General features: G+C 38.6%; 24 protein-coding genes and 1 pseudogene. 8 read left to right on the top strand and 17 right to left on the bottom strand.

Annotation, left to right across the window (positions count from 1 at the left end; genetic code table 11):
- Positions 1-2: 2 nt before the first annotated feature.
- A complete protein-coding gene (locus tag ABX891_RS13275) occupies positions 3-332 on the bottom strand; it encodes a GIY-YIG nuclease family protein (protein WP_024594786.1) in 330 nt (109 codons plus the stop codon).
- Positions 333-439: 107 nt separating this feature from the next.
- Between ABX891_RS13275 and ABX891_RS13280 the strand changes: the two genes are divergently transcribed.
- Positions 440-799, top strand: a complete 360-nt coding sequence (locus tag ABX891_RS13280) for an outer membrane protein assembly factor BamE (RefSeq protein WP_004335706.1) — start codon at positions 440-442, stop codon at positions 797-799.
- Positions 800-931: 132 nt separating this feature from the next.
- On the opposite strand, the gene ABX891_RS13285 is transcribed toward ABX891_RS13280, so the two are convergent.
- Together ABX891_RS13285 and ABX891_RS13290 are read right to left on the bottom strand one after the other, a co-directional pair.
- Positions 932-1,255: an RnfH family protein gene (locus ABX891_RS13285; RefSeq protein WP_004335703.1), complete on the bottom strand. Its 324-nt coding sequence runs from the start codon at positions 1,253-1,255 to the stop codon at positions 932-934.
- The gene (locus ABX891_RS13290) at positions 1,252-1,692 is read right to left on the bottom strand and encodes a type II toxin-antitoxin system RatA family toxin (RefSeq protein ID WP_197098581.1); all 441 of its coding nucleotides are present in this window, start codon (positions 1,690-1,692) and stop codon (positions 1,252-1,254) included. The genes ABX891_RS13285 and ABX891_RS13290 overlap by 4 nt, the downstream gene beginning before the upstream one ends.
- 146 nt (positions 1,693-1,838) lie before the next feature.
- On the opposite strand from ABX891_RS13290, the gene smpB reads away from it, so the two are divergent.
- Positions 1,839-2,318 carry an SsrA-binding protein SmpB gene (gene smpB, locus ABX891_RS13295; RefSeq protein ID WP_004335699.1) on the top strand — a complete coding sequence of 160 codons (480 nt, stop codon included), beginning with the start codon at positions 1,839-1,841 and terminating at the stop codon, positions 2,316-2,318.
- 627 nt (positions 2,319-2,945) lie between these two features.
- A pseudogene (locus tag ABX891_RS13300) lies at positions 2,946-5,329 on the top strand (TonB-dependent receptor).
- Positions 5,330-5,390: 61 nt separating this feature from the next.
- Here the strand turns inward: ABX891_RS13300 and ABX891_RS13305 are convergent.
- Positions 5,391-5,996 (bottom strand): peroxiredoxin, encoded by a 606-nt coding sequence (locus ABX891_RS13305; protein ID WP_354629712.1) that lies wholly within the window; start codon positions 5,994-5,996, stop codon positions 5,391-5,393.
- A 362-nt stretch (positions 5,997-6,358) separates the two neighbouring features.
- Positions 6,359-7,072 (bottom strand): fatty acid metabolism transcriptional regulator FadR, encoded by a 714-nt coding sequence (gene fadR / locus ABX891_RS13310; RefSeq protein ID WP_354629713.1) that lies wholly within the window; start codon positions 7,070-7,072, stop codon positions 6,359-6,361.
- 544 nt (positions 7,073-7,616) lie between these two features.
- On the opposite strand from fadR, the gene dsbB reads away from it, so the two are divergent.
- Entirely contained in the window at positions 7,617-8,135 is a 519-nt protein-coding gene (gene dsbB, locus ABX891_RS13315) for a disulfide bond formation protein DsbB (RefSeq protein ID WP_354629714.1), read from the top strand.
- A gap of 1 nt (position 8,136) precedes the next feature.
- Positions 8,137-8,439, top strand: a complete 303-nt coding sequence (locus ABX891_RS13320; protein WP_010553884.1) for a DUF6170 family protein — start codon at positions 8,137-8,139, stop codon at positions 8,437-8,439.
- A 24-nt stretch (positions 8,440-8,463) separates the two neighbouring features.
- Here the strand turns inward: ABX891_RS13320 and ABX891_RS13325 are convergent, their stop codons facing one another.
- Positions 8,464-8,760, bottom strand: a complete 297-nt coding sequence (locus tag ABX891_RS13325; RefSeq protein WP_354629715.1) for a ComEA family DNA-binding protein — start codon at positions 8,758-8,760, stop codon at positions 8,464-8,466.
- Positions 8,761-9,073: 313 nt separating this feature from the next.
- Here ABX891_RS13325 and ABX891_RS13330 point away from each other — a divergent pair, with 313 nt between their 5' ends.
- Complete coding sequence (locus ABX891_RS13330) at positions 9,074-9,391, top strand: YebG family protein (protein ID WP_024606193.1); 318 nt, start codon at positions 9,074-9,076, stop codon at positions 9,389-9,391.
- A 273-nt stretch (positions 9,392-9,664) separates the two neighbouring features.
- Here ABX891_RS13330 and putP read toward each other — a convergent pair whose 3' ends face one another.
- Positions 9,665-11,143: a sodium/proline symporter PutP gene (gene putP, locus ABX891_RS13335; RefSeq protein ID WP_149602304.1), complete on the bottom strand. Its 1,479-nt coding sequence runs from the start codon at positions 11,141-11,143 to the stop codon at positions 9,665-9,667.
- 331 nt (positions 11,144-11,474) lie between these two features.
- Between putP and ABX891_RS13340 the strand changes: the two genes are divergently transcribed.
- On the top strand, positions 11,475-12,701 hold the full coding sequence (locus ABX891_RS13340; protein WP_024606195.1) for an EAL and HDOD domain-containing protein: 1,227 nt from the start codon (positions 11,475-11,477) through the stop codon (positions 12,699-12,701).
- A 147-nt stretch (positions 12,702-12,848) separates the two neighbouring features.
- Here the strand turns inward: ABX891_RS13340 and ABX891_RS13345 are convergent, their stop codons facing one another.
- From ABX891_RS13345 to ccmA, 10 genes are read right to left on the bottom strand one after another with little or no spacing between them, the layout of a single operon-like run.
- Positions 12,849-13,580 carry an MlaA family lipoprotein gene (locus ABX891_RS13345; RefSeq protein WP_002959276.1) on the bottom strand — a complete coding sequence of 244 codons (732 nt, stop codon included), beginning with the start codon at positions 13,578-13,580 and terminating at the stop codon, positions 12,849-12,851.
- A gap of 9 nt (positions 13,581-13,589) precedes the next feature.
- Positions 13,590-14,843 carry a c-type cytochrome biogenesis protein CcmI gene (ccmI, locus tag ABX891_RS13350; RefSeq protein ID WP_309167087.1) on the bottom strand — a complete coding sequence of 418 codons (1,254 nt, stop codon included), beginning with the start codon at positions 14,841-14,843 and terminating at the stop codon, positions 13,590-13,592.
- Positions 14,844-15,305, bottom strand: coding sequence for a cytochrome c-type biogenesis protein (locus tag ABX891_RS13355; protein WP_002959280.1), 462 nt, complete (start codon positions 15,303-15,305; stop codon positions 14,844-14,846).
- Positions 15,305-15,874 (bottom strand): redoxin family protein, encoded by a 570-nt coding sequence (locus tag ABX891_RS13360; RefSeq protein WP_002959281.1) that lies wholly within the window; start codon positions 15,872-15,874, stop codon positions 15,305-15,307. The genes ABX891_RS13355 and ABX891_RS13360 overlap by 1 nt, the downstream gene beginning before the upstream one ends.
- Positions 15,871-17,841: a heme lyase CcmF/NrfE family subunit gene (locus ABX891_RS13365; protein WP_354629716.1), complete on the bottom strand. Its 1,971-nt coding sequence runs from the start codon at positions 17,839-17,841 to the stop codon at positions 15,871-15,873. Before ABX891_RS13365 ends, ABX891_RS13360 begins: the two co-directional genes overlap by 4 nt.
- Positions 17,842-17,843: 2 nt before the next feature.
- Entirely contained in the window at positions 17,844-18,323 is a 480-nt protein-coding gene (gene ccmE / locus ABX891_RS13370; RefSeq protein WP_002959283.1) for a cytochrome c maturation protein CcmE, read from the bottom strand.
- Positions 18,320-18,523, bottom strand: a complete 204-nt coding sequence (gene ccmD / locus ABX891_RS13375) for a heme exporter protein CcmD (RefSeq protein ID WP_002959284.1) — start codon at positions 18,521-18,523, stop codon at positions 18,320-18,322. The genes ccmE and ccmD overlap by 4 nt, the downstream gene beginning before the upstream one ends.
- Before the next feature lie 2 nt (positions 18,524-18,525).
- Positions 18,526-19,263, bottom strand: coding sequence for a heme ABC transporter permease (locus ABX891_RS13380; RefSeq protein WP_002959285.1), 738 nt, complete (start codon positions 19,261-19,263; stop codon positions 18,526-18,528).
- Positions 19,263-19,949: a heme exporter protein CcmB gene (gene ccmB / locus ABX891_RS13385; RefSeq protein WP_002959286.1), complete on the bottom strand. Its 687-nt coding sequence runs from the start codon at positions 19,947-19,949 to the stop codon at positions 19,263-19,265. The genes ABX891_RS13380 and ccmB overlap by 1 nt, the downstream gene beginning before the upstream one ends.
- The gene (gene ccmA / locus ABX891_RS13390) at positions 19,949-20,569 is read right to left on the bottom strand and encodes a cytochrome c biogenesis heme-transporting ATPase CcmA (RefSeq protein ID WP_100218342.1); all 621 of its coding nucleotides are present in this window, start codon (positions 20,567-20,569) and stop codon (positions 19,949-19,951) included. Before ccmA ends, ccmB begins: the two co-directional genes overlap by 1 nt.
- A 103-nt stretch (positions 20,570-20,672) precedes the next feature.
- Between ccmA and fliK the strand changes: the two genes are divergently transcribed.
- Positions 20,673-23,126: a flagellar hook-length control protein FliK gene (gene fliK / locus ABX891_RS13395; RefSeq protein ID WP_354629717.1), complete on the top strand. Its 2,454-nt coding sequence runs from the start codon at positions 20,673-20,675 to the stop codon at positions 23,124-23,126.
- Position 23,127 lies beyond the last annotated feature (1 nt).

Raw genomic sequence — 23,127 nt, forward strand, 5'->3', positions numbered from 1 at the left:
AACTAAATGATTTTAGTGTCGCCGGTATTAAATGCTAAAACGTATGCTTCTTTTTTGGCCCTAGGAAGCTTTTTTAATTGATACTCAAGTTTACTTGCTTCACTTTTATTACCAACTTGTTGTTGATGGATAAGTAAAAGCGGCCCTTTCCCTCTAAGGTTTTTGGCCCCTTTGCCGGCTTGATGAGTTGCAAAGCGTTTTTCAACATTAGTCGTGATCCCTGTGTACCAATGACCAAATCGTGTCTCAACTATATATAAAAACCAAGTAGACTCCGTTTTTAAAATATTCGTTTCGATGTGCTGTAAACTTTTTTCATTATTAATGGTCAAAACATTACCTTAACGCCCTTAACATAAAACAATTGCTTAAAAGGGTTTTACCTTCAGTGACTAATCGGTATCATGCAGATTATAAAAAATAAGGATCACAACTAACAATGCAGTCGTTAAAAACTTTTTCTCTTTGGCTTATCGTTGCTTTAACACTTAGCTCAGCAGCAGGTTGCTCTAGCTGGGTATACCGAATTAACATCCCACAAGGCAACTTTTTAGAGCAATCGGATGTTGAAAAACTTCGTGTAAATATGACTCGAGAGCAAGTTGTTTACGTATTAGGCAGACCTATTGCCGAAGACGCCTTTGATAACAATACTTGGCGTTATATTTACAGCTTCAATAAAGGCCGTAAAAACGAGCAAAATAAAGAGTTAGTAATTAACTTTGAAAATGAAAAGTTAGTTTCAATCTCAGGTGATTATGACCAACCTGAAAACTTTACTACACCGCTCGAGCAATAAATTTCTCAAGTGGTAAAAAAAGGTGAGCATGGCTCACCTTTTTTATTGGTTTATTTAAAAGCTTTTACCATTTTAAACAACGTTAGCGTATAATTTAATCAGTTAAATTTTCCACGTTTATACCGATTTGCGTTACTTTTCGAGTGGGCGGCCACCCGTTATTTTATTTGCACGCCCCTCTTCTTTAGCTTTTTCTGCACGCTTTCTGCGCGCATCTTTAGGATCTGCAATTAATGGACGATATATCTCTATACGGTCACCGTCTTTTAACTCATAGTTAGCTTTTACAGTTCGATTCCACACACCTAACGTTAGCGATGTAGCATCTATCTCAGGGCACTTTTGTATAATACCTGACTGAATAACAGCTTGCTCGACTGTAGTCCCTTGTGGCACTTCAATTGATAAACACGTTGCCGTGGTTGGTAACGCAAATACCACCTCAACATTAATCATACTCGCGCTCCATAAACCTGTTTTGCACGTTGAGTAAATGCACTCACCATATTTTTTGCAACATCGTTAAAAATCTTACCAAAGGCAAGCTCTATTAACTTACTTGAAAATTCAAATTCTAGTTGCAAGTGAACTTTACATGCTTTGGCGTCAAGCTCTTGAAAGTGCCAGCGCCCTTTTAACGTCTTAAATGGTCCATCAACAAGGCTTAGCAACACGGTTTGCTCATCAACAAAGGTGTTTTCGGTGGTAAACCACTTTTTTATACCCGCCTTGGATATTTCTAAACTCGCGGTCATGTTATTATCATGCTGTGAAACAATTTTTGAGTCTGAGCAATTTGGTAAAAACTGCGAATAAGCTTCTACATCATTAACTAGATCAAACATCTCTTTAGTGCTGTACATAACCAGCGCACTTTTTTCTATTTGTGGCATACTCACTCCCAACTGTGTGGGCGAATTTTAGCAAGCTTTGCGCGTTTCCCCAAATTTTCATGCTGCTTAAATTAAAGCTTAATTTTTAAAAGCATTATTAAAAAATCGATGTAAAACATCTCACATTACGTATATTATAGGGCACTATGGCTAAGAAAAATTCATCAAAATCGACAAGTAATACCATCGCGCTAAACAAAAAAGCGCGACATGAGTATTTTTTACACGATAAGTTTGAAGCAGGTGTTGAACTACAAGGCTGGGAAGTAAAAAGTATCCGAGCAGGTAAGGTAAACATCACCGAAACTTATATTCATCTTAAAAATGGCGAAGCATTTTTGCTTGGCGCGCAAATCCAGCCACTTAATAGTGCATCAACCCATGTAATTTGCGATCCGTTGCGTTATCGTAAGTTACTATTAAGCAGACGCGAACTTGACCGTCTACTCGGTGCAACAGAGCGAGATGGCTATTCATTAATAGCTACAGCTATGTACTGGAAAAAATGCTGGGTAAAACTTGAATTTCATCTAGCAAAAGGTAAAAAGTTGCACGATAAACGTGACGACGGGAAAAATAAAGATTGGTCTCGCGAAAAAGAACGCTTAATGAAACACAAAGTATAAGCACAACGCCTAACTAATAAGTTAGGCGTTTTTTTTATTAAAAAATTAATTATTATTTGTTTTATTAATATACAACAAGATTGCTATTCATTCAGAATATGCATGTAAATAATTTATTACAATTTTATTGTGAATTAATTAATTTAATTATTACTCGCATTTAGGCTGTATTTGTTATTTCCAAAATAAAGCATATGCGCCTATTTCAACCTTCTTCAGCGCATAACATCTGTTTTAAAATCATCCAAAAACACACAAAAAACCATACTAAAATCACATTTCAGTCTAATTGCTAACACTTAAGTTACATGATATTAATGTCGTCGCTTGTTATATCAATCCGCTTAAATATGGGATTTATTTAACAGTTTAAAAAGGATTGGTATAGAGCAACTAAATTTATAACATATCAACAAGGATTTAAGGATGAAGTAATCAACTGCATTTACACCTAGCTTAATTGCAGGTGCTACAATCGCACTTTCAGCAGGTTTTACAACAACAACTTACGCTGCTGAAGAAGCTAACAAAGTAGAGCGCATTGAAGTAACTGGCTCACGAATCAAACGTTCAGATATCGAAGGACCTTCTCCGGTTCAATCAATCGCAAGAGCTGATATTGAGAACATGGGTTATGACAACCTACAACAACTCCTCGAAAGAATGCCTGTCGCGGGTAGCGGTACTTTCTCAACACGTGGTAACAACCAAGACTCAACTGCAAATGGGTCTGCTGCTGTTAGTTTACGTGGCTTAGGTGCTGATGCTACGTTCGTACTAATCAATGGCCGTCGTGTCTCTATTAGTGCATTTGCCGAAGGTATCACAAACTCATTTGTAGATATTAACAATATCCCAGTTTCTGCCATTGAGCGAATCGATATACTAAAAGATGGTGCTTCAGCTATCTACGGCTCAGACGCAGTAGCGGGTGTTGTAAACGTTATCTTGAAAAAAGACATTGACGGTGTTGAAGTTAATTTGGGCTACGGTGGTACTGATGGTCCCAATTATGAAGAAACAACAGCAAGTTTAGTATGGGGTACTACTAGCGAGAAAAGTAGCGCGTCAGTTATTATCGATTACTTTAAAAATACATCTCTTTCTTCTGATGAAATGGGCAGCTTAGGTACAGCAAATCAATCACCTTATGGTGGTGAAGATTTTCGCTCATCTCGTGGCTTCCCTGGATATTTTATGTAGACGGTGTTAAAACAATTGATCCGGCTTGTCCTGCTGAAAATGCAACTTCAAGCGGCAGTTGTTTATTTGATTACGGCCCTTACGGTTATATCGCACCAGCGTCTGAACGCGTGGGTGCTATTTCTCAATTTGAATATAACTTTGATAATGGCATTACGGGCTTTTTAGAAATGGCAGTACAGCACAATACGTCTGTTGCGGCCGGAGCCCCTACTCCACTTGATGAAGATGCAGGCTTAACTGTCCCAGCTAGCCACCCTAACAATCCATTTGGTGAAGACATTCAAATTGGTCGTTACCGTACAGTTGATGCTGGCGCACGCCAATGGGATATTGAATCAGATACTCTTCGCTTTGTTGCAGGGCTTAGAGGTGAGTTTAATGACTGGAGCTGGGAAACAGCTGTACAAAAAGGCCGAAGTAAATCTCTTCAAACAGGTGATAGAACACAAGGTTGGGTGCGTACTGATTTCTTACAACAAGAAATTGATGCAGGAAACTACAATCCATTTGGTGGTACATACAACGACCCTGCTGTAATTGATCGTATTACAACAAGCTTAGTGCGTCGTGGTGAGTCTCACATGACTTCCTTTGATGCAAACATTACAGGTGAAGCATTTAGTTTTGGCGATGATGTAGTAATGATGGCTGCAGGTATTGAGTACCGTGAAGAAGACGTTAATGACATTCCTGATGATCAATTTCAAAGTGGTTTAATATTTGGCACAGAGTCTGCATCTGCAGATCGTGAACAATACGCAGCCTATGTCGAGTTTTCTATCCCTCTTGCTGATAATTTAGAGCTACAACTTGCTGGCCGTTACGATGACTACAGTGACTTCGGTACAACAACAAACCCTAAAGTAGCTCTTCGCTGGGCGCCTACTGATGAAATCACAGTGCGTGGCTCTTGGGCACAAGGCTTTAGAGCGCCTTCTTTGGCACAAGTTGGTTTAGGTCCATCTCAAGAAAGCCAATTCTTTGTAGATACATACCGATGTGAAGCAACGGGCCTTGATTGTGATGCACTTGATTACAACATTGAATTTGCTGGTAACCCTGACCTTGAAGCTGAAGAATCAGATTCATGGAACGTCGGCTTCATTTGGGCCCCTAGCGCAGAATTTGGTTTAAGTGTAGATGTTTGGAGTATTACTCAAGACAATAAAATTGACCAAGAAGAATTTGGCCCAATCTATAACTCTGAATGTAATAACCAAAATAGCACTATATGTGAACGCTTAGCACCAACAGGCGGGGCGAGCTTAGGTACTATAGATAAAATTCATAGCACCTTTAAAAACGTCTCTTCACAAGAAGTATCTGGTATCGACTTTTCAGCAAATTACAATCATTCATTGGATGATTTAGGTTTATTGAAATTCAATTTAGAGTGGGCTTACCAAAACAAATTTGAAAAAGATGGCCGTGATTACTCTGGAGAATATGGTTACCCGGAGCATCGCTGGATTTTCTCAACTAACTGGGAAGTGGGCGACTTCAATACTAATGTTAACTTAAGTTATGTTGGTGAGTTTGAAGACACACCTGATATCGACTTTGACGGTAACTTAGATTTTGATAGCAATACATCACGTATGATTGATTCACAAGTGTTGGTTGACTTACAAACGTCGTACCGTATCACTGAGTCAGCTAAATTATCACTAGGTATTAATAACTTGTTTGACGAAGAGCCACCTTTTGCAATTGGTGATGGCGATTCTGACCTTTACGGTTATGCGTCTGGGGTTCATAATCCACGCGGTCGTTATATTTATACTAAAGTAAGCTTCTCGTTCTAAATTAGAAGCAACAAAAAAAACCGCCAATTGGCGGTTTTTTTTATTTAAAACGAGAGCTAAATTATAGATCGCCTTCGTTTTCAGATAGGAACTTAGCAACGCCTTCAGGGCTTGCATCCATACCTTTTTTACCTTCAGTCCAACCAGCAGGACATACTTCACCGTGCTCAGTGTGGAACGCTAGCGCGTCAACCATGCGAAGCATTTCGTCTATGTTACGACCTAGTGGTAAATCGTTCACTACTTGGTGACGTACGTTACCTTCTTCATCAATTAAGAAAGAACCACGGAACGCAACACCCGCTTCTGGATGCTCAACGTCGTATGCTTTACAAATTTCGTGTTTAACGTCTGCAACTAGTGCGTATTGAACTTTACCAATACCGCCGCCTGCAACAGCAGTGTTACGCCATGCGTTATGTGAGAATTGTGAATCGATAGAAACACCAATTACTTCTACGCCACGCTTTTGAAACTCTTCAAAACGCTTATCAAATGCAATAAGTTCAGAAGGACATACAAACGTGAAATCTAGTGGGTAAAAGAAGATAACTGCTTTTTTACCTTTAATTGTTTCATGAAGGTTATAGCTATCTACAATTTCACCGTTACCAAGAACAGCTGCAGCGGTAAAGTCTGGTGCCTGGCGGCCTACTAATACACCCATTTTATTCTCCAAATATTTTGAGTTTGTTTTCAATTGCTTTCGCAATGCTGGTACTTATATGGGCGCTAAAAATTAAAAACCAATAGCGCATACATATAATTAATTGGCATTCTAAAGTTATTCACTACAAAAGAACAATCGCATTTAACGATGTGAGCAATCGAAAATAACGAACACTTGCAACTTGCGCTAATATGCTTAAATAATAGGTCTAATTTAAAGTGTAAGTTGCGTTGTAACTAAGTAGAAATTTTAAAAATATCGAAGTGGTTTATGCATTAAACTTTTTAGAATTTCATATACGGTGGCGCTAAATTTTACAGATATAAAAAAACCTGCAAATGCAGGTTTCTCGCTTAGACTTAGTCCATTATATCTGAGGGCATATCACCACGGATTTTTTGCCAAACCTCACCCGTTTGATGACCATATTTACGCATCATAGAAATAGCACCATCATGCTCTTTCTTTTCTGCCAAAATGGTTAAATCTTTATAAAACTGACGAGCAAGTTCACGAGTTCCAGCATCAGAGAAGTAATGACAACCAATCTTTGAATAAAAGCCTCTAAAGCCGTTAAGTATTAATACATAAATACGGTTATTACCCGCAACGGCTAATTCGTGATGCACTTTATAATCATAGTCAGCAAATGCTTGAGCGGTGTCTTCTAGCTCATGGCTTTGTGATAAAATTTCAATCACGCGTTCAGGATTTAACTTAATTGCAGCACGTGTATAAATAGCACTAATATTAGTACGTGCAGATAAAAGCTGATCTGTCAGCTCTGGCATCTTGTCTTCATCTAAGCGCGCTAATGTTTCAAGAATGTTTAAGCCAGACGTTTCCCAAAAGTTATTTACTTTTGTTGGTTTACCATGCTGAATTGTTAACCAACCATCACGTGCTAAACGCTGTAATACTTCTCTCAAGGTCGTTCTTGTTACACCAATTAACTCTGAAAGTTCTCGCTCGGCAGGTAGAATTGAACCTGGAGGGAAATCGCCGTTCCAAATAGATTCAACTATATATTCTTCAGCAAATCCTGCTGGGCTTTTCGCTTTAAAAATTCTCATCCAGTTCCCACTCGAATTAATCAACACTCATCGTTTTACACGAATAACTGACTGATTGTACCAGAGGAAGCATAACTAACAAGTAAAGTCAGGTATATTAATAAGCAAATGAGTAGAAATTAAAGATTAATAAATAATAAAATTTAGGTTTTTCTAATATAGCTACAATGTATAAATATACAGAGCAATATTCATTGTAGGTACATTGTAATTATTGGTATTTTTTATTTACACCATACCTAGCTGAATCAACTTAAAACACATAAGTACATTAAAAAGGAACACCTATGCAACAGAGCGTTCTAACCGCAACTTTAAAGAATTGATTAGGCAATGTACCAATGTTGTATAAGTAAGCGATATAACTAAGCTTATGTATCAATGGGAACTAAGTCGAGCGTCATGTAGCCTCTGCTGAGGCTGCATTGAGTGGTCAAAAATTTCATCTTATAAAAAGCGACTTCGGTAGCTTTTTTTTCCTTTTTGTTGCCGCATACATTATCCTAGGTCATAATCTAACGTCTTATTTAAACGCGGAATTTTTATGAACTGGCTTGCGCAATTACCCACCCAACGTACCCCTTGGCTTTTATTTACAGCTATCGTTTTTTTACTTGAAGTGACCGCCCTTTTCTTTCAATACCAAATGGGATTGGCGCCTTGCATAATGTGCATATATCAACGTACAGCCGTACTGGGTCTATTAGGCGCAGGAATTGTAGGTTCGACTAAACCACAGAGCAAAGCAGTTCGTATATTAGCGTATGTAGTTTGGGGTGTATCGAGTGTTTGGGGATATTTAATTGCTCGCGAGCATATTGATATGCAAACCACCACGGACCCTTTTGCATTTAGCTGTGAGTTTGAACCAAACTTCCCATCGTTTATGCCGTTACATGAATGGATACCTAGCTTTTTTCAGGCGACCGGGGATTGTGGAAATATAGATTGGCAATTTGTTGGTTTGAGCATGCCTGCTTGGATGGAAATTATATTTGGGATTTTCTCACTAACACTATTTATTATAGTTATTGGCCGTTTATTAATTAAAAAGTCGATTTGATATGTTCACATTTTTTTCAAGCCAATTAGATGAGCTTAAGCACCTAAAGGTACGCAAGCGTCAGGACGTAATAGCACTTTCTTTAAGTATGTTATCGCCAACTGATAAAGTGTTACTACGTATTATTAAATTAATATTACTAAGTCCACTATTTTTAATATTCACAGTATTTAAAGGTTGGATATTAATCCCGTTTTTGATACTCGGCGGACTTTGCTACCCACTTTTAACAACACCTATTGAAATCAACTTTGCTAAAAAACACTTAAGCGATGCATTAAAACAATTTAATCAGGGCGCATAGCGCCCTGATTGTTATCTACTGCTATTAAAGTGAAATTTTCCCCTCTAATCTGGCTAATAGTTTTTTACCAATTCCTTTAACTTGCGATAAATCACTGACGCTTTTAAATTCGCCGTTTTCTTCACGGAAGTCCACTATTGCCTGCGCTTTTTTCTTACCTATACCTGGTAGCTTAGCAAGCTTCTCTGCATCGGCATTATTTATACTAATTGTCTCAACTTGAGGCATTTGCTTAGTTACTTCTGATAATTGTGCATACGCGGTAGTCGCGGGTAGTAAGCATAATAAGCTTATTATGAATAAATTTTTTAACGTTTTCATCAAACTTGTCCCTATTCTTCTTTTCTTAATTTTGAATATTGCTCAGGAAAACCAAAAAGTAAGGAACTGAAAAGCTCATCATTTAAAGTGTACCTAAACGCATTATCACTATGATCCGAAATCCTGAAAATGCAGCTGGTACAACAAGTGATTGCTTAACTAAAGTAAAGTTACCGTTTTTTGTCAAATTTAAGACACCTAAAAATTAATACTTCGCGCTTGCAAATTTACGCCCAAACCATTACTGTACATAAAAACAGTAATCTAATGGTTTTTACAAACCACGGTGCCAAGCAATTTTGCAGGAGAAATCATGGCTGTTGTTGTTAAATATGTTGTAGAACGAAACGGAGTCGAGCGTATGACGTTTACTACCAAAAAAGAAGCTGATGCTTATGATAAGATGCTCGATATAGCAGAATCACTTGAGCTAATGCTAGAAAAGGTAGACGTACCGCTTAGTGAGCAACAAATTGAATCACTTGCTTTAGAAATAGCGAAAAGCAAAGATGACTTTATGACCATATTAAAGGGCGGCAAAGATCCAGTTGTTACCAAAGCGCCAGCAAAAAGTAAAAAGTCAGATAACGTTGCATCAATTGAAGATAACAACGATAAAAAAGTAAGTTAATTCATAGAATGTTCCCTCCTCGAACGGGACAAACTAAATAAAAAAGGGAGCAACTAAGTTGCTCCCTTTTTTATTATACCAATTCGCTTAATTAAGTGATCTCTTTGAGGGTGGAAAAACGTGTTGATAGCTAGGCAAAAATTCGATATTTAGTTGTACTAAATGAGAATTTTTTAACGCCGGTAGCAACACGTTTAGCCCCGCAAAATGATTAAGTATTATTGCGGATTGGTATTAATTACTACTCACTTTAAAATAAGTAGTAATTGCTAATTAAAGCTCTTTTTCTACTTCATCAAATAAAGCAGTGATGTTTTGCTCTGGCTCTTTTGTTACTAAGCTAACAACAACAATTGCAATACTCGCTAAAATAAAGCCAGGTACTATTTCGTACATAAAGCTACTTAAGCTTTCACCATTGATAGTAAATGGTCCATATATCCAAATTAGCACAGTAAATGCGCCTACTAACATACCAGCTAACGCACCAGCAAAGTTCATGCGTTTCCAATAAAGGCTAAACAATACAAGTGGTCCAAACGCAGCACCAAAGCCAGCCCACGCATTACTTACTAGGTCTAAAATAGAGCTATCTCTATCGTAAGCCAAATAAATAGCGAACATAGCAACTACGGCAACACTAATACGGCCAACAGCAACTAGCTCTTTATCACTGGCATCTTTACGTAAGAATGTTTTATAGAAATCTTCTGTTAATGAACTTGAACTAACCAATAATTGAGATGAGATAGTACTCATAATCGCAGCCAAAATTGCAGCAAGTAAAAAGCCAGCAATAAGTGGGTGGAACAGCAACTCAGAAAGAATTAAGAAAATTGTTTCAGGATCTTCAACTACAATGTTGTTCTCATAAGTATAAGCTGCACCAAATATACCAGTACCAACAGCACCAATGGCAGCAACAATCATCCATGTCATACCAATACGGCGTGCTTTAGGCATATCTTTAACACTACGCACCGACATAAAACGAACAATGATATGTGGTTGGCCAAAATAACCTAAACCCCAAGCCATTGCAGAAATAATACCTAATGCAGAACCTGCACCAATCCAGTTAAGCATATCTGGATTTACGCTATGTAAAGTTGATTCTAAAGGTTGTTCAAGCAAAGAGTATGCAACCGTTGGTACTAGAATAAGTGCAATGAACATAATACAACCTTGCACAAAGTCAGTTAAGCTGACAGCTAAAAAACCACCAAACAAGGTATATAAAACAACTACGCCCGTTGTAATGTATAAACCCATCTCATAAGTTAAACCAAATGAGCTTTCAAACAATTTACCACCAGCGACAACACCAGATGAAGTATAAAGAGTAAAGAAAACAATAATTACCACAGCTGATACAACACGTAATAGGTTGGATTTATCATTGAAGCGATTTGAAAAGTAATCTGGGATGGTTATAGAGTCATTTGCTTTTTCAGTGTAAACACGTAATCTCGGTGCAACTAACAAATAGTTTAACCAAGCACCAATCACCAAGCCAATTGCTATCCATGTACTACTAAAACCAGTAACAAACATCGCACCAGGTAGGCCCATTAAAATCCAGCCACTCATATCAGATGCACCTGCAGACAGTGCAGCTACACTTGGAGATAGATTTCGTCCACCTAACATGTAACCAGATACATCGTCAGTAGATTGCTTATATGCATATAGTCCGATACCTAACATTACAATAAAATATAATGCTAGTGAAATAATCATTCCTGTTTCCAAATTAGCCTCCGCATAATTATTAATAATAGGCTTTAATCCAAATAATGACTCTTAAAATTTTATAGTTAAGACACTATTGGGGTAAAAACCATTCTCGCTGACTATATCATGCTTGATAATAAAATCTCCAACTTGCTGCCCTCACCTGATACAAAAATACTCATGTTGAATAATTTTAAAGCGAATTGGTGAAATATAATAAATTAAATACTAGAAAGACCTTAATTTTTAATGATAATTTATTAATCTAGCAAATATACGTAATGCTATTTTGAGTCTTTTGCCATATATTATTACAATAACTAATTAGATTACTCTTACGGAACTGTTTATGTATTTTTACGCTGCACGCCAACCTATTTTAGACAGAGATAAAAAGCTCATCGGGTATGAACTTTTATTTCGCGATGGCGTTGATAACGTATTTCCCGATATAGACGGTGACGAGGCAACAACACGACTTATAGAGGGTAGCCAGTTTAATTTTGGTTTAGAAGATTTAACCGACAATAAACCTGCCTATATAAACTTCACCCTAGAAACACTATCAAAGGGTTACCCTACACTACTAGGTAAAGACACTATAGTTGTAGAAATACTTGAAACTATCCAGCCTGGTAAGCGTTTATTAGCTATCGTTAAAGATTTAAAAGATAAAGGTTACACTATTGCTCTTGATGACTATATTCATCAACCTGTATGGCGTCATTTTTACCCATTTATTGATATTATTAAAATAGACTTTTTAGCATCTGATATAGATACAATAAAAACGGTTCTTAATGATTTAAAACTGCACTCGCATATTAAGTTACTTGCCGAAAAAGTAGAAACCTATGAAATTTACCAACAAGCTCTAGAGCTTGGTTTTGATTATTTCCAAGGATTTTTCTTCTCAAAACCTGAAATGGTACAAAGTAAGGCTCTACCGCCTTCAGAAATGGCATTAGCTGAATTACTTTACGAAACATCAAGCGTTGATATGGATCTTAAAAAAATCACTGATGTGTTTGAGCGTGATGTAAACCTATCTTACAAATTACTTAGGTATTCAAATTCTGCTGCCTTTGCAAGGCGTGCTGAAATAAGTACCATTAAGCAAGCCCTTATAGTGCTTGGTGCTAACGAAATTAAAAAACTATTATCATTATTATTTGCAGCGCAAGTATCAGCAGATAAACCTGTAGAGCTAATTAGGCTATCGCTTACGCGCGCTCGTTTTGGTGAGTTACTCGCTATATCCCATGGACAATTTAAAGATACCGGCATGGCATTTTTAACCGGTATGATGTCTCTTATGGATGCTATTTTAGATGAGAGTATGGAAAGCGTTATGAAAAAGCTTCCACTTTCGAATGACATAAAAGCAGCGTTATTAAACGATGAAGGCTTGCTGGCAAAATATTTAAACTTAGTTAAGTATTATGAACAAGCTAACTGGTCAGCCGCAAACGAATTAACGAAAGAGCTAAACCTAGGTGAAAAAGTTCCTGATGCCTATCATGAAGCACTCACTTGGGTTAATGAGCAAATGCAGTTAATAGTTAACGAAAAATAAGTAACCCGAACTCTGGTTAAGGTATTTACTAATATATTGAATCATAATGATACTTAAGTTTATTTTTCTCTAGCCAAAGTTCAGATTATATATAAACAGTCAATAAAAACGCCAGCATTTAGCTGGCGTTTTTATTATTGGCTTCAATTATAAACTTTCTAAAAAGTCTTCATCAAAATCAGCTGGCTCTTCTTTTATAGGTGGGTTGCCATCGTACAGCTCATAAATTTGACGCTGGAAGTAAATATCTTTTACAAATAAGTACGGATCAAGTGAATCATTTAATAGCCCTTCTTGTGGGATTAATGATGCACGCGCCTCAACTGCTTTTAAAACAAATACTAAAATAGTTTGTGGAGTCGTTAGCGCAACTTCAGGTAATACAAAGTTATCGACTACATCACCGGTCAGGTTACGTGCTGTTGTTGGCCCCATACCTGGTAGCATTAAATAGGCGCCATCACCTACGCCCCATACACCCAACGTTTGTCCAAAGTCTTCATCGACTATTTCAAGACCTAGTGAGCTTGCAACATCAAAGATACCAAACAGACCGACAGTAGAGTTAACTAAAAAGCGTGCTAAGCTCACACTTGCATTACCCGGTTTACCTTGCAAACCCGCATTGATCATATCTACAGGTGCGGTGATATTACCTGTAAAATTAACAATACCGTTTCTTACCGGTACAGGCGTTACTTCAACATAACCTACAGCAACTGGGCGCAACAAATAAGCATCCAGTACATCCATATTAAAGTCATATAATGGACGATTAATACTTTGCAGCGGATCCCTGTCATCTACTTTGCTTTGAGGTACTTGAGCACAGCCGGCTAGTATCAATAAACATAAAAAAGTAAAACTGTGTTTTAACATCTAACGTCCTTAAGGTATTAATGTATCAATTTGAAGTTGGTAGTCACTTACACTTTCACGCTTTAACGCCTGTGAATGACCTTCTAGCTCACCAGAGCTTGGCATAACAGAGTCATCGATAGAAATACGTGCCGAAATAATAATATTTTCTGCACTAGATAAGTTAAGCCCTGCAACCATTGCACTACTATCACTCAACTCAACTGTAATTGGAAATGAATATTTAGTCAGCTTAACAGCAGCCAATGGCATAGGTGAGCCAGTTGCAGCTTTTGCAAATATAAACAAAATACCGTCTTTTGGCTGTTTATCAATAAGCTCTTTTGCAATGTCGACTGTAACTGCAATAGCACCCGTTGTAGTAGTAACTGGCATAACTGAGCCTTCACTTTGCATTTGCTGCTCAATATCAGCAATACGTTCTGAGATCATGTTATAACGTGAATCATTTTTTTCCATGCTCGCCAATAAAACTTCAAATGCAGTTTTAGCTTGAGGCCAATCTTTACGCTCATACGCTATCAGCGCTAGTAACGAAATAGCATCTAAATTTGTAGGCTCAACGTTTAGCACTTTTGAAAGCATACCTGCCGCGCGAGTCATATTAGCTTCGCTACCTTCAAGCAATAAAACCTGACTGTAACTAATAAGAACCTGCATATTATCAGGGTTCATACGTAGTGCTTTATCAAATGACTGCTGCGCCATGTCAAATTCATTAAGCGACATAGCCACTCGACCAAGTAGCATCCAAGCAACTTCATCATCGCCAGAACGGCTAAGTTTAGTACGAAGCGCCAATGCAAAAGCCTGCAGCTCATTTTGACTAAGCGGCTCACCTTTTTGCATTACAGCACGCTCGCCATAATCAGCTAAATTATCCATTGCATCATGCCAAGCCGAAATTTGCTGCTGACTGCCTGTAAAACTATAAAAAATCCCTGTAAGTGCAAGAACAAATGCACCGCCTGTTAAAGCAAAAATACGGTTATTACCTTTGCTGTTAAGTGATTTCTCTGGTGATAGCTCGTTCAATAAGCGACGTTTTAATTCAACAATTGATTCTGCGTGATTTACGCTATCAATGCGTTGATTATCTAAATCAGTTTGCAAATCGACTAAACGCTGCTCATAAATACTAATTAATTCAGCATTGGCGTTATGAGTAATCGTTTGAACACGCTCTTTTTTTAAAAAAGGTATCATAACAAAGCTAAGAGCAATCAGTGTGAGTAAGGCAAAACACGCCCACATTAAAATCATTTAGCTTTGCTCCTGACGTTTATTTTGTTCAATTAGCTTCGCTAGCAGCATTTCATCGTCGCTGCTCCATGTTTGTTTTACTGATGCTTTTCGTTGGCGAATAACAATAAAACCAAAGCCAACAATTACAATTAACACAGGTAGTACCCACAGCACTAAAGTCGCTGGTGTAACAGGTGGGTCGTAATGAACAAAATAGCCAAAGCGGTCAATCATATAATCAATCACTTCGTCTTTGCTTTTACCTTCTTTAACCAATACGAGCACTTTATCGCGCAAGTCTTTAGCAACAACAGCGTCGGAGTCCGCAATGTTTTGATTTTGACACTTAGGGCAACGTAGCTCTTTGGTTAACTCTTCAAACAATATTGCTTGTTTGTTGTTATCAAATTGATAGCGATCTTGCTGTGCAAACGCACCCATGCTTACAAAAAGGCTAAGCGTAAGTAGTAACCACTTCATCATTTAAGCTCCTGCATAATTGGCGCAAATTTAGCTCGCCATACTCGCGGATTTATATCACCGGTGTGATGTAACAAAATAGTGCCGTTTTTATCGACTAAAAAAGTTTCTGGCGCACCCGACACGCCTAAATCCAACGACAAAGTACGGTGTAAATCTAAAATATTAAATTGGTAAGGGTCACCTGCACGTTGCAGCATATCAGTGACTTCGCTGCGAAGTGATTGCATATCAAACGGGCCATCAAAATCAGCGTCGTAACCTTGTACGTAATATAGTCCAATAATTTTAACGCCTTGCTCACGTAACTTAGTTAAATAACCAAGTTCGACTAAACATGTTGGGCACCACGTACCCCATACATTTAATAAGTAAACTTCACCTTTTAACGACTCGTTAGTCCACTGCTTATTGTCTTGCATTAAATCAGGTAAATTAAATGCTGGCATTTCTTGACCTAACCGCCCTGTTTGAATTTCACGAGGGTTGGCAAAAAGACCTTGGTATAAAAATACACACACAAAAGCAAACACTAAAAGCGGAGCAATAGCTAAAATTTTACGGTTCATAAAACACTCTCCGGAACATCTTTACGGGCTGTTTTAGCTGATGTACGGTAACGTTTATCAAACAAAATCATGAAACCTGCTAATGACATAAGCACACCTCCAATCCATATCCAGCGTACAAATGGTTTATGATAAATGCGAAGTGACCATGCATCACCACTTAATTGCTCACCTAATGCTAGGTATAAATCACGTTTAAAACCGGCATCTATTGCCGCCTCAGTCATAAACTGCATACCAATGTCATATTTACGTTTTTCGGCGTGTAAACGTGTTACTAGCTCATTATCTTTAAGCACAGATACAACGCCCGCATGACCGCTGTAGTTTGGCCCACGAATAGTTTTAACGCCATCAAAGCGATATTCATACTCATTAAGCTGTGCTATTTCACCCGGTTTCATAGATACATCACGCTCTACTGAATAAGCCGAGGTAAGTGTTACGCCCGCAATAATAAATGCAATACCAATATGCCCAAGTACCATAGCCCAGTAACTTACAGTAAAGCGTTTTAAGCCTTCTTTTAAGCTCCCGTGCACAGCTGCTTTGGTGTAAATATCAATCCCTGTTGATATTGCAATCCAAACCGCCAGTGTTGTCGCTAATAACGTAAGTGGTTTTACTAAATCGTAACTTGAGAATAACCAAGCGCAGGTAATCACAACACTTGCTAATACGCCCATTAATATTTTGTTTTGCAAAAAAGCCCACTTGTTTTGCTTCCAACGTAAAAGTGGTCCGATCCCCATCAAAATAGCAAACGGTACTAAAATTATTGCAAACATCTTATTAAAAAACGGTTCGCCAATAGAAATGCTACCTAAGCCCATTTCTTTATGAACCATTGGCAACAATGTACCTAACATAACAATTAATGTAGCAACAACTAAAAATATATTATTGAGCCATAAGGCCACTTCGCGCGATACCAGCTTGTATCGTCCTTCACTGTGAACTTGTGACACACGCATTGCATATAACGCCAAGCCACCACCGACAACGATGCCTAAAAAGGCGAGTATAAATAAGCCTCTATCGGGGTCTGTAGCAAACGCATGTACCGATACAATAATACCCGAGCGTACAATAAACGTACCTAGCAAACTTAAAGAGAATGCTGCAATTGCGAGTAATACGGTCCATGATTTAAATATACCGCGCTTTTCTGTCACACTTAATGAATGCAGCAATGCGGTTGCAACAAGCCAAGGCATAAGCGCTGCGTTTTCTACTGGATCCCAAAACCACCAGCCGCCCCAGCCTAGTTCTGAATACGCCCACCAGCTACCAATAGTAAGACCTAAACCTAAGAACCCCCATGCTGTCATCGTCCACGGGCGTGACCATTTAGCCCATGTGTTATCAAGTTTACCTGTTAACAATGCCGCTATAGCAAAAGAGAAAGCAACCGACAGCCCCACATAACCCATGTACAGTAATGGTGGATGAATAATCATACCTGGATCTTGAAGCAACGGATTCAAGTCACGCCCTTCTACCGGAAAATAAGGAAGTAGGCGCTCAAACGGGCTTGAAAGCAGTAAGGTGTACATCATAAAACCTACACCTAAAAAGCCAAGTACACCCAGTACGCGAGCACGTAATACCCAAGGTAATGATTTAGAACGCGCTGCTACAGCAGCAGTCCAACCCGCTTGCATTACTAACCATAATAAAATAGCACCTTCATGACCGCCCCACGTAGAGGTGATTTTATAGTACCAAGGCAGCGTACTACTTGAATGATACGCTACGTAAGATACGGTAAAGTCGTCTGTTAAACTTGCATAAATAAGTGCAGCAAAAGAGATTAGTACAAAAGCAAACTGGCCTATTGCTAAAGATGGAGCCGCACGCATTAATCGAAGATTACCAGTATGCGCGCCCCAAAGAGGAAAAATACACAGTAAAACGCTTAGCACCATGGCAAGCGTTAAAGAAAAATAACCAATTTCTGGGATCATAGCTAATTACCACTATCTAAGTTGTATTTTGGTTTTTCGTGCTTAATACCTTTAACTGCCTCTGCAACTTCTGCTGGCATATATTCTTCGTCATGCTTTGCTAGTACTTCAAATGCTTCAATAACATTAGGCTCGACTAATACGCCCTGCGCTACAATGCCTTGCCCCTCACGAAACAAGTCTGGCAATATGCCTTGATAACGCACAGTCACTAATGGACCTGTATCTATTAGCTTAAAGCTTACTTGTAAGCTTTGTTCATTACGCTCAACCGTGCCTGGCACAACCATGCCGCCAATACGTAACTTTTGACCTATATGTGGTTTTTCTTTGTTAGGGCCTTTGCCATCAATTAATTCGCTTGGCGTATAAAAAAGATTAATATTTTCTTGCAGTGCATAAAGCACTAAACCAATTGACCCACCAATACCAAACAGTACGGCAATGATTACCAATAGGCGCTTTTTACGTCTTGGATTCATGAGATTTGTTCCTGCTTAGCTTTTTTAATTCGCGCTTCACGTATTATTTGTTGCTCCACTGAAGCCATAATACGCTTGGTGTCTCTCAAAGAGTTCACTAAAATACCGAGTAAAATAAGTGCGCATGTACCAAAAGAAAGCCAGACATAAAATCCATAACCTCCCATTGCAATAAAATCAGAAAAAGAGTCAAACTGCATAATTACCCCTTATTTAACAACGAGCGCACCCACGGTCGGTGCTTTTCACGTTGCAAAATTTCATTTTTAAGACGAATTAAAGTCACTGTTCCAACAAAAGCAGCAAAGGCTAAAATATTAACCATAAGAGGCCAGAACATACTTGGATCTATTGCTTTTGTGTCTAGCTTTGTAATGCTTGCACCTTGATGTAACGTATTCCACCACTCAACAGAGTAATGAATAATAGGTAAATTAATTACGCCAACAATTGCTAAAATAGAAGCCGCACGCCCTGCTGACTTCTTATCTTCAAATGCATGGTAAAGCGAAAGCACACCAAGATATAAAAATAATAAAATAAGCTCAGACGTTAAACGTGCATCCCATACCCACCAAGCACCCCACATAGGCTTACCCCATGCAGCGCCAGTAATTAGCGCTATAGCAGTAATACATGCACCAACAGGCGCAATAGCAATAACAGCAAGCTCGGCATTTCGTAGTTGCCATACAAGTGCAACAATGGCGGCAATTGCCATTGAGGAGTAGGCGCCCATGGATAAAATGGCAGAAGGCACATGAATAAAGATGATACGGTAGCTGTCTTTTTGTTGGTAATCGGCAGGTGCAAAACCAAGCCCCCATACCCATCCAACAATCATACTAACTACGGTAACTACGGCAAAATAAGGCAGTAACGTATTGCATAACTGGTATGCACGCTCTGCTTTAGCATAGGGATGTAACCACTTCCACATTAACTTACACTCACTTTTAAAGCTGACGATATGGCAATTGGTGCGCTAATAATAGCAATAAGTAACATTGCACCAAGGATGGCAAGCTGCCCACTATAATCCAGTGACATTGTACTGGTATCGATAGCCGACGTTGCAAAAATCAAAACAGGAATATACAAAGGCAGTACGAGTAAACTCATCAAAATACCTCCTTTTTGTAGCCCCACAGTAAGCCCAGCGCCTATTGCGCCAATAAAGCTCAATAATGGTGTGCCTAATAATAATGTTAAAACGGTTGCTGTTAATGCCGTACTTTCTAGGTTTAACAACAACGCAAACAACGGGGTCATTAATACAAGTGGTAAACCTGTTACCACCCAATGAGCAGCCACTTTAGCGAGTACGGTTAGCGATAATGGATAAGAGGATGCAATTAACTGCTCCAACGAGCCATCGTTAAAATCATCCCTAAACAACTTATCTAGGCCCAACATGGTAGAGAGTAATGCGGCAACCCAAATAATACCTGGCGCCATCCTCGCAAGTAGACCGGGCTCAGGCCCTATTGCTAACGGAAATAATGAAATTACAATTAAGAAGAATAAAATAGGATTTACAATTTCGGCGCGCTGGCGAAACGCAAGTTTTACATCTTTGGTAAATACCGCACTAAATAGCAACCAATAAGAGTGTTGACGAGTCATTAGTGGCGATACTCCAGTGTAACCGTTTGTAAGTTACTAAAGTGGGTCGTTAAGTCTTGGTGGGTCGTTAATAAAATGGCACCACCGCTTTGTAAGTGTTCAGTAAATCGCTGCTGTAAAAAGGCGACACCGCTTTTATCAAGCGCGGTAAATGGCTCATCAAGTACCCATAATTTAGCATCACTTAACCAAAGCCTAACTAGCGCTACACGTCGTTGTTGTCCAGCAGATAGCATTCTAACGGGTACATCTTCGAGTCCAACAAGGCCAAGTTGCGCTAAAATAGGATATAAATCAGGCTCATTTATGTAGCCATTGATTTGTAACCAGTGGCGAACATTTTCAACTGCACTAAGCTGAGTACTTACACCTGTTTTATGCCCTATAAAAAGCAGCTCTCTGGCATACTCTTCATAGTACTTAGATATAGGTTGTTCTTGGAACAGAACAGACCCTTCATCAGGCACAGAAAAGCCAGCAATAATACGCAATAGCGATGTTTTACCAGCCCCATTAGGACCCGCTAATTGCATGATTTGACCGCTATTAAGGCTAAAATTAAGATCCGCAAACAAACAACGATCTTGCTTGATGCAGGTGACGGACTTAATGTGTAACAAGATGACGATTCTCTCTGCCAAAAATTAGGCGTTAGTCTACCATAATGATAGGGTAATACGAATATTGCTTTATAATCGATTAACAAAAACTTGATTTAAAATAATGAATACACCAACGCAAATAACATTATCTAACTCATTGGTTATCAATCAATCTGCTCACAGCCAGACCAATGAGTTACCACAGTTACCTAGTGAGGTACTTGCGGCTAAAAACATCCAATTTTCGAAAGACTCGATTACGCTTGATGTATTTATTGATAAACATTGGCAAACATTAAGGCTTGGCACTTCAAGCGCACCACAAAACCTGCAAAAAATAGTCAGTGCTAACATACAAATCAGCCCTGATGGTAAGCAGCTCAACATCTCGCCAAACAGTACAACCCTTACTTTAAATCAGCCAGTACAATTACAGCGCTTGTTAAATTATGTAAGCACGGGCACTGAGGTACAAAGCCAACCAATGGATGTACAGGTTGCTGTATCCCCGTCTCCCAAGTTAGTTATTGATAAACTCAACGCAAATATTGCCATAAATAAAGACGTAGCCCAGTTACTTACAACTGAACAGCCTTTAAAAGTAGTTGTTAGTACGACTAATAAAGGCGCACAGATTAATGTTATTAACCGCTTTGCTGATACAGTTCACTCGCAACCACTTAGCCAAACTAAACTTACTAATTTACTCGCGGCCTTATTACCCAGTGCGCAGCTTCAAGTAACACCAAAACTGGCTATTTTAACTCATCCTCAAAAGTCAGGTTCATTTACAACACCTATTACTAATCAACAACTTGCCGAGCTACCTAATACACCGATTAAAGTAAATTTAGTAAACCAGGCAGATAAATTATTTATTAAAACTGATACAAACAATATAAAAGTAACGCTTAACAACTCATTCTCAAAACCATTTAACGAGTTACTTTTAGCGCAAAAAAGCAATGCACCTGAAGTAGCCGTTTCTGCGAGTAATATTAAAGTAAATCCATTATTGACCCTAAATAGTCCAATAAAATCGTGGTTACAAAATAGTTTTAGTGATTTAAAAACGCGAATTAATGATGCGGTTAAATATTTTGAAAATAAGCCTTTTGCTACAATAAGTAAATCTGAGTTAACGCAGCTATCAACTTCGCCTACGCAACAAAAAACGTCTTTAGCTATACAACTGAGTGAATCACCGCTAAATAGAGTTAACATTACTCAAAGTGTAAGTACTGCGTTAAATAACAATACGAGTAATATTTTGCCAGAGCATTTTTCAAGGCTCCCGCCTATTGTACAATTAACGCAACTAGTAAAAGGAAGTGTTAGTGTTTGGCAAACACCTGCTAACACAGCAACAACCTACACGCCAATAACAAATAATACTACCCCAGGTGAAGTGGCGAGCGCTAAGCCAAGTGATTTAAAAGCAAGCCAATTAAAACCCCTTATTACTAGTGAAAACAGTAAATCGAACACCTTGCTTAACCCTACCAATGAAGTAGTCACTAAAGGACTTACCACCTCCTCAGCACAGCTTGCAATAAACGATAACAATCAAAACAACACAAGCACAGTGAACACTAAAAGCATTACCTTGTTAACTGAGCCGTTATCTAATGCGCCCTCTCGTAGTCAAATGCTACAACCAATAGAAGCAAAACTATTAAGTACATTATTAAAGCTTCCTGATGCCACAACCCCTACAGATAGGCTGGCTTACAATAAACAACTTTTAAGCAGTCAAATTACTGATATTACAAATAAGGCAATAAAAGACACCCCTGATTTAACTCGCTTAATTAATCAAGCATTTAACCGTATGGTTTCAAGTAATAACATAAACCCTGCAACCATACAGCGTGAGATACTTGCTACTTTACAGCCCACTCAACTAGCGGGTGATATGCTGCAAAGTAGTTTCACTAAAGGGCTTGAGCAGGTGGCTGTGAGTATTTTAGCTGCGCCTCTGATTAGCCAATCCGTAACGCCTATCAGTTTTAATAATCAAACTGGCTTAGATGCTCTCTTACAAGTACTTATACCTACTTTTAAAATGGGTAACACGGGAGCAAAAATGCTTGAACAGCTTCAACAAGCTCAAGTACAAGCTTTGGCCAGCGAAATCGTACACGTTAAAAACACACTTACCCAAGTAAGTGTCTCAACACCAAATCAACAGTCAGACACAAACCCGCTTGCACAATTTTTATTACCGATGAGATTACCTCCAGAAGCAGCCCAAACAGAAATAACACTTGGACAGTATAAAAAGCCAAGCGCCGGTAAATTAGAAGATAAAAATGTATGGTTTGTCAGATTAAACTTTGATTATGCCCAACTTGGGCAGCTACAAATTACTGCAGAGTTAATGGATAAAGCAATCGATTGCCAGCTATTAGCCTCGAGCCAAGAAGTAAGTGTAATTGCTCACCCTCACTTAGATAATTTAAGATCAAAACTAGCTAAACATGGCTTACAAGTTGGCGAGCTCAATTTAAGGCGAGGCGATGCCAACAATCAGGCATTCTATAAATCTCACGCAATTATTAATATTAAGGTTTAGC

It is taken from the genome of Pseudoalteromonas sp. NCIMB 1079 (assembly GCF_040567695.1).
In the GTDB taxonomy this organism is placed as follows: Bacteria; Pseudomonadota; Gammaproteobacteria; order Enterobacterales; family Alteromonadaceae; genus Pseudoalteromonas; species Pseudoalteromonas distincta.

Bases quoted from the DNA above. Each gene is read 5' to 3' on its own strand.
- ABX891_RS13365 (WP_354629716.1), bottom strand. From the start codon at position 17,841: ATGATCCCAGAAATTGGTTATTTTTCTTTAACGCTTGCCATGGTGCTA.
- ABX891_RS13305 (WP_354629712.1), bottom strand. From the start codon at position 5,996: ATGGGTGTATTAGTAGGCCGCCAGGCACCAGACTTTACCGCTGCAGCT.
- ABX891_RS13285 (WP_004335703.1), bottom strand. From the start codon at position 1,255: ATGATTAATGTTGAGGTGGTATTTGCGTTACCAACCACGGCAACGTGT.
- ABX891_RS13290 (WP_197098581.1), bottom strand. From the start codon at position 1,692: ATGCCACAAATAGAAAAAAGTGCGCTGGTTATGTACAGCACTAAAGAG.
- fliK (WP_354629717.1), top strand. From the start codon at position 20,673: ATGAATACACCAACGCAAATAACATTATCTAACTCATTGGTTATCAAT.
- dsbB (WP_354629714.1), top strand. From the start codon at position 7,617: ATGAACTGGCTTGCGCAATTACCCACCCAACGTACCCCTTGGCTTTTA.
- ccmI (WP_309167087.1), bottom strand. From the start codon at position 14,843: ATGATTTTAATGTGGGCGTGTTTTGCCTTACTCACACTGATTGCTCTT.
- fadR (WP_354629713.1), bottom strand. From the start codon at position 7,072: ATGAGAATTTTTAAAGCGAAAAGCCCAGCAGGATTTGCTGAAGAATAT.
- ABX891_RS13355 (WP_002959280.1), bottom strand. From the start codon at position 15,305: ATGAAGTGGTTACTACTTACGCTTAGCCTTTTTGTAAGCATGGGTGCG.
- smpB (WP_004335699.1), top strand. From the start codon at position 1,839: ATGGCTAAGAAAAATTCATCAAAATCGACAAGTAATACCATCGCGCTA.
- ABX891_RS13280 (WP_004335706.1), top strand. From the start codon at position 440: ATGCAGTCGTTAAAAACTTTTTCTCTTTGGCTTATCGTTGCTTTAACA.
- ABX891_RS13320 (WP_010553884.1), top strand. From the start codon at position 8,137: ATGTTCACATTTTTTTCAAGCCAATTAGATGAGCTTAAGCACCTAAAG.
- ABX891_RS13345 (WP_002959276.1), bottom strand. From the start codon at position 13,580: ATGTTAAAACACAGTTTTACTTTTTTATGTTTATTGATACTAGCCGGC.
- ccmD (WP_002959284.1), bottom strand. From the start codon at position 18,523: ATGCAGTTTGACTCTTTTTCTGATTTTATTGCAATGGGAGGTTATGGA.
- ABX891_RS13360 (WP_002959281.1), bottom strand. From the start codon at position 15,874: ATGAACCGTAAAATTTTAGCTATTGCTCCGCTTTTAGTGTTTGCTTTT.
- ABX891_RS13340 (WP_024606195.1), top strand. From the start codon at position 11,475: ATGTATTTTTACGCTGCACGCCAACCTATTTTAGACAGAGATAAAAAG.
- ABX891_RS13380 (WP_002959285.1), bottom strand. From the start codon at position 19,263: ATGTGGAAGTGGTTACATCCCTATGCTAAAGCAGAGCGTGCATACCAG.
- ccmB (WP_002959286.1), bottom strand. From the start codon at position 19,949: ATGACTCGTCAACACTCTTATTGGTTGCTATTTAGTGCGGTATTTACC.
- ABX891_RS13330 (WP_024606193.1), top strand. From the start codon at position 9,074: ATGGCTGTTGTTGTTAAATATGTTGTAGAACGAAACGGAGTCGAGCGT.
- ABX891_RS13325 (WP_354629715.1), bottom strand. From the start codon at position 8,760: ATGAAAACGTTAAAAAATTTATTCATAATAAGCTTATTATGCTTACTA.
- ccmE (WP_002959283.1), bottom strand. From the start codon at position 18,323: ATGAATCCAAGACGTAAAAAGCGCCTATTGGTAATCATTGCCGTACTG.